Source organism: Pedobacter sp. 05L430, assembly GCF_056397585.1.
In genome coordinates this window covers 1-1853 of the sequence record NZ_JBFTNT010000478.1, presented here as the reverse complement: position 1 = coordinate 1853, position 1853 = coordinate 1, and the positions used below count along the sequence as shown (strand labels likewise).

3 protein-coding genes are annotated in these 1853 nt (G+C 35.5%); 1 reads left to right on the top strand and 2 read right to left on the bottom strand.

All coding sequences use genetic code 11. The features are described from left to right. The coding region (locus AC1DG9_RS26590; RefSeq protein WP_477635635.1) for an SRPBCC domain-containing protein at window positions 1–359 on the top strand (359 nt) is incomplete at its 5' end. Window positions 360–410: 51 nt separating this feature from the next. On the opposite strand, the gene lysA is transcribed toward AC1DG9_RS26590, so the two are convergent. Both lysA and AC1DG9_RS26580 read right to left on the bottom strand, forming a co-directional pair. Then, window positions 411–1571, bottom strand: a complete 1161-nt coding sequence (gene lysA, locus AC1DG9_RS26585; protein ID WP_337716109.1) for a diaminopimelate decarboxylase — start codon at window positions 1569–1571, stop codon at window positions 411–413. Between the two features lie 178 nt (window positions 1572–1749). Further along, window positions 1750–1853: ACT domain-containing protein (locus AC1DG9_RS26580; RefSeq protein ID WP_477635636.1), on the bottom strand; the 104-nt coding region annotated here is incomplete at its 5' end.

Here is a 1853-nt window from a genome sequence, read left to right as displayed (position 1 = left end):
CTTACTTACAAGCCCCGCCTGAAGAGGTTTACTGGGCATTAACAAAAGCACAAAGCATACAATTATGGACTGGTGCTGAGGTTGAATTTACAGAAGAAGCGAATACTGAGTTCTCCTTTTGGGATGGCGATATCACTGGTAAGAACATTGAATTTGAATACGGAAAAAGGATAGTACAACAGTGGTATTTTGGTGAGGATAATGAGCCTTCAATAGTAACCATTAAACTGCACGAAGATAAAAAAGGTACTTCTTTGGAGTTTGTCCAAACCAATATTCCAGAAGAAGATTATAAAGATTTTACAGAAGGAATTGAAGAGTACTATTTAGGAGGTCTGGTTGACTTCTTTGACGAATAAGTCGTCATTCTGAAAGTTCAGAATGACGACTGCTTTAAAAACAATCGACTATTAGTAAATATCTGTATTGTAAACAGACACAATGTTTTCTCTTAAATTGTAATGTGAAGCCATTACTTCTCCATAAGCTCCAGTACTATTTAAAGCAATAAGATCTCCACGAAGTGTTCCCGGCAATTCTACCTCTTTGCCAAAACAATCCGTGCTTTCACAAATGGGTCCAACTACATCATACTTTACCGAATTTGGTTCTGATACCCGTGAAATATTGGATATTTTATGATAAGCTTGATAAAGTGCCGGTCTCATTAACTCAGTCATACCTGCATCAAGAATAATAAAGTTTTTTTTCTTCCCATTCTTTACGTATAGCACCTTGCTTATTAATGATGAAGATTGTCCTACCAATGCACGACCTAATTCAAAATGAACTTCCTGATTTGATCTGACATTAAGAAAATCTGAAAATATTTTAAAGTAAGCGGCAAAGTCTGGAATCTGCTGCTCCGGATTATGGTAATCAATACCTAATCCACCGCCAACATTTAATACCTTTACTGTAAAGCCTCTTTCTTCGAACCACTCGGCAAATTCATTTACACGTACACAAAGATTTTTATATACATCAAGATTGGTGATCTGTGAACCGATATGAAAGTGAATCCCAATAAACTCCAGATTAGGGGATTTTTTTAAAGTTTCAGCACATAATGGCAAATCCCATGAGTTTATACCAAACTTATTTTCATCCAATCCAGTGGTGATGTTGTGATGAGTATGTGCATCTACATTTGGATTAATACGTATGGCTACCCTTGCTTTTTTGTTTTTCTTGCCCGCTAACTCATTAATAACTTCAAGTTCCTGAATAGATTCTACATTAAAGCAGAAAATATCATTATCTAAAGCACCATTAATTTCCTTGTCAGATTTACCCACGCCAGCAAAAACTATTTGATCTTTCGAGAAGCCAATTTCTATTGCTTTACTTACCTCACCACCACTAACGCAATCGGCTCCAAAGCCTGTAGCCTTTATTTTTTCTAAAACCCGCTGATTGAAGTTTGCTTTCATGGCGTAGTGCACATGAAAATTATATAACTTAGCTGCATCAGCACAGGTACTAAGCGTTTTTTGCAGCAAAGTAAGATCGTAGAAGTAGAAAGGTGTTTCTAAACTTGCGAAGTGCGATATATCTTTATCAGAAAACATAATGTTTAAATATCTTTTTATAATTGTTATTGTTGTTTTGGGTCTGATCTACTTTGGTAATCATCTCGACTATAAAAAGCAAAAGATCAGTGGAAAAGAGTACGAAAGAAGAAATCGTCTCTTCATCGCACTCGTTTTCATTATAGCTGGTATTATCTTTTGGCTTAGAAGAAGATAATTATTCAAATAAGCGGTTGTGTAAGCTTTTTAATGCCTCAGTTTTATCAGCTGTATTTATTAGTAATGAAATGTTATAGCTACTACCACCGTATGAGATCATAC